The 4,004-nt window shown below is 35.0% G+C and carries 4 protein-coding genes; 3 read left to right on the top strand and 1 reads right to left on the bottom strand.

Translation table 11 applies throughout. From position 1 onward, the window contains the following. Positions 1-309: 309 nt before the first annotated feature. The 3 genes from B071_RS19715 (at position 310) to B071_RS17260 (ending at position 3,396) form a co-directional block, all read left to right on the top strand. Complete coding sequence (locus B071_RS19715; protein WP_157703189.1) at positions 310-972, top strand: hypothetical protein; 663 nt, start codon at positions 310-312, stop codon at positions 970-972. 143 nt (positions 973-1,115) lie between these two features. Beyond that, on the top strand, positions 1,116-2,129 hold the full coding sequence (locus B071_RS19270) for a nucleoid-associated protein (protein WP_083914886.1): 1,014 nt from the start codon (positions 1,116-1,118) through the stop codon (positions 2,127-2,129). Beyond that, a complete protein-coding gene (locus tag B071_RS17260) occupies positions 2,116-3,396 on the top strand; it encodes a hypothetical protein (RefSeq protein WP_157703188.1) in 1,281 nt (426 codons plus the stop codon). The genes B071_RS19270 and B071_RS17260 overlap by 14 nt, the downstream gene beginning before the upstream one ends. A 268-nt stretch (positions 3,397-3,664) precedes the next feature. On the opposite strand, the gene B071_RS19965 is transcribed toward B071_RS17260, so the two are convergent. Further along, the coding region (locus B071_RS19965; RefSeq protein ID WP_040588279.1) for a hypothetical protein at positions 3,665-4,004 on the bottom strand (340 nt) is incomplete at its 5' end.

Below are 4,004 nucleotides of genomic sequence, written 5' to 3'. Positions count from 1 at the left end.
GATCCGTGATGCAGAGTGGCTCTACGACCACTACGTCGATCACGCCATGTACGCGATGTTGAAGAAGGACTGGTCTGATCCGTCACCTGAACTGATCCGGGGCGATTAGCGGCAGATAGGCATTTCCTACAGGAAATAAGGAAATTTAGTTCTTATTTGGTGGCTCTTAGGGGATTTTCGTGGTAGGATTTTGGGATTGTTATGGCTGGGAAGTTTTGGAGCTGGGCGAAAGGGTTTGTGGGGATAATGGATTATCCGGGTCTGTCTAATTGTTGCTAGGTGGACCCTCCGGGCAGGAAAGGAATGAAAATGAATAAAGAATTTGAAGCTGTTATTATGAAACGAAGTGATGATGGGAAATTTATAAAACAAATCAAACTTGGAGATAGTTTTCTATCTGACATAAAGGATATGTCTTCATCAATTGCTTGGTTAGTTAATCAAAACAACAAAACTACTATGGAGATTAAGGAGATTAATTGGAAAATAAACTCATTGCTCTCAAATAGGATAATGTTTAATTGTAAAGGACTGGATTTCAATAAATTAAACGGAGAGTTGACTAATAAAGAAATCGACACAGCTACTAGAGTTATTGAAGGAATCAGCGACGGATTATATGCATTAATAGATGATTTTAATAAACATAGAGAAAGTGGTGACCCAAAAGTATTTTATGATCATATTGTTTTTCTAATTGCAATATATATCAAAATTAAAAATAGTCATAATATTGATAGAATATTAACAATAGCTCAGATTGAAATGCTTGATTTTCAATTTTCAGAATGCATCACTTTATTTAATCAATCAATTTCAAATGCTATTAGTCAAAACAACTGGAATTATAATTACAATATGGCATCGGCTTTTTTTGGAGGTTGTTATGGTTATATGTCAATCCAATACGACAATAATTATCTCAGGCGATGTCTTATAGAATACTCTGAAGAGAGTAAAGAAATTGAGTAAATAAATTGAATAATTATATTACGCATATTTATCAAAAAACACCTAACAACTGCATAAACCAGACAAAAACTACGTTTTTGCTGGTTATGCAAATGTTGGCAGATTAAGATTGTTGCAATATTTGACGATAATAAGGAGAATATATGCATAAACACTTCATTTTGCATGAGTTGAAAAAAACAAATAAATCGCGGGAAACGACATTTATTGGTTCAAAACAAGAAGTCGCAAATGATCAAACATCTGTTTCATTAATAATTGATTTGCATGCTGCTATTACAAATTCAATGAAAAAAACATATGGAGTATTCTCTAAAGCAGGCACATCATATTTTAAACAAGAGTTTGACAATTACCTAAAGAATATAAATTATGACCTTCTGCAATCATCAAAATCTTATATTGGTGACGATAATCAGCAGAGCTTAAAAAGCTATTTAAGCAGTGAAATTTTAGCAACAGGCGGTCATATTCTAATCATCGATTACATTATGGATGACAAACAATATTTTACTATATCAATGATTAGTAATAAGATGGGTAGGGCTGTAAATATTACTAATGGTATCCCTACATTGATGAACACAGAACAGATTGATTTTAGAGAATTAGATCTAGCATGTCGAATTGATATTGAAAAATACAGGTCAGATCAAACAGATCAGAATTACCTTTGTTTTATTTCGGGGACAGATAGTATTTCAAAGTATTTTGTTAATTTTATTGGATGTGAGAAATTTAACCAGAACAAAGATAATAGCAGGAAAACAATAAATATTATCACCGATTTAACTAAAGAAAGTGAAAATAAAGAAGAACTAAGAAAACGTGCATATCAATACTGTGACTCAAAAATAGCATCGAGAAATCCTGTAAATCTCTATGATATGTCTGTTTTTATATTTGGAGAGAGTGAAAGAGATAAAATAGTCAAACACGCTAATGATAAGGGCATCGAAGTTGATCACACCTTCACAATACATAAGCAAGAAATGAAAAGGCTTATAAGTTTTAAATTTAAGGGTGACTGGATTGAGAGTTTTGCTTTTGATAAATCCCATATCGGGACTGACATTCTGATTAATACTCAGGAAAATGAGGTTACGTTAAAAAACGTATCTAGATTAATTTCGGAACTTAAAAATGAAGATCAGTGATTGTATTAATGAAGTTAATGTACTTTTGGATTCACTGATTAATATAGCATATGATTCAGACCTTATAGGTACATTAAAGATAAAAAGAGAAACAGATAAAGAAAGAATATACTCTATATTAGAAATTGATTATAGAAGAGAAGATTCTCTCTATCAACATGAACTTACTTTCCAAAATAAAGTTGAAATTGATGGAATTTCGATAACGATTAGAAGGGGCGTTATTATATCTCAACTTAAACTCTATATATTTCTCAATAGAGATCATTTTCTAAGTAAGAATAAAATCGCATATCCAGATGGTAGCGTGTACATATATGAAATCAATAAAGAAGAATGCCTGGGTGAAGAAAATACTTTTATAGCTAGTTTTAAAAGGTATTTGCTGTTTATCGATATATTTAAGAAAATATCAGATAAAGCTGAAAATGACTTCGAATACTATTTTTCAGATTCGCAAAATAGTGGCGTTATATTTGAGATTGACAAAGGATGTCTTCTTGAGGATGCAGATGGAATAGACACAATAGATAATATCCTAAAAACATATGCACATGGAAGAATTGATTACACAAATGAGTTCAAACAAATACTTAAAAAGAATATACTAGATATCTCGAATAAATATAAAAGCAACAAAGTATCTTTGCTCGTTTCAAAATTTACCGAATTCCAACTATCATCGAGAAGGGATTATCATATATTCATAAGCAACTTCTCATTTCAGAGAATAAAAAATACATTCATACAAGAGAAGAGTAAATATATAGAAATATTGGACAAATATGTATCAACTGTACAAAATGTTGTTTTCTCTATTCCGATAAGTATCGGTCTGACATTATTAATAAAAAATGTTGAGTCAACTAAAATACTTGAATCAATAATATTAGCAGCTGGTTTCTTTTTTTATTCCCTTGTATCAAGCTTAATCATACTCCAAAATGGAAATTCAATTAATCTTACAAAAAAAATTATTGACAAGGAAAGGGAAAAGCTCCATACAATATCAACGTGTAATGGAGAACTTGATGACTCAAAAGATGAATTTAAAGAGTACTTTGACCTTTTTGATAGAAAAATTGGTCTTGTAAAGTTATTATCGTCTATAATAATTGTGGCTTTAATACTAATTACACTTTTATTTATCTTTAAATTATTAGTTGCTATTCCATCGACCTATGCCGTTGTTAGGATTTTCGCAAAGAATATTGAAAACATATATTTCACAAAACCTATGGTGGATTTCCTAAGGCTTCTTTTCTAAATAATGAATCTGAATGAACTGCCGGACAACTGCTTCAACCTGACAATTCCTATTGTCATGGTTTGTGCTGTCGCTTGGCTCGACAAAAATCGCGCCAAGCCCTTCGGGCACGAAAACGCAGGTTAAGCAAACGTTAGGCCGACAGGAGCATTCTGGCCTCCCGAGAGACGGCCCTGGTTATCTGAAAGGCTTTGTTATCTACCCGACCTACCCCACCGCCCCCCGCCAGGCAGGGCACAGCCCCACCTGGCAACTCCCTCCCCTATCCTCACGGATACCGCAGGGGCATGCATCCCAGGGGAGTCTCCCCGCGCAGGCCCTTCTCGCTCTCCTGGATCGCCCCGGGATCAGGCATGCCGGGCAGCGGGGTGCCGTCCTGCTCATAGATGACCAACGGATTCAGGTTAACAAGATACCGCCCCGGCTTCACCACGATTCCCAGTTCCAATAACTCTGTTTCGTTGTAGTACGTCATGCCCCACAAGAGGGGATGGTGAGGTCTGCTGCTTGTCCGGGGGGGAAAGTTTTTCAGAAGTTTTTTTGTGGGCGCACACACCGGCCCAAACCGGACACCGCACCCATTCCGGGAAGAGGAGCCCCCCGCGATC

Source organism: Alkalispirochaeta alkalica DSM 8900 (assembly GCF_000373545.1).
GTDB classification, from domain to species: Bacteria; Spirochaetota; Spirochaetia; order DSM-27196; family Alkalispirochaetaceae; genus Alkalispirochaeta; species Alkalispirochaeta alkalica.
The sequence above is the reverse complement of the archived record's forward strand: the minus strand, read 5'-3'. Positions and strand labels throughout refer to the sequence as shown.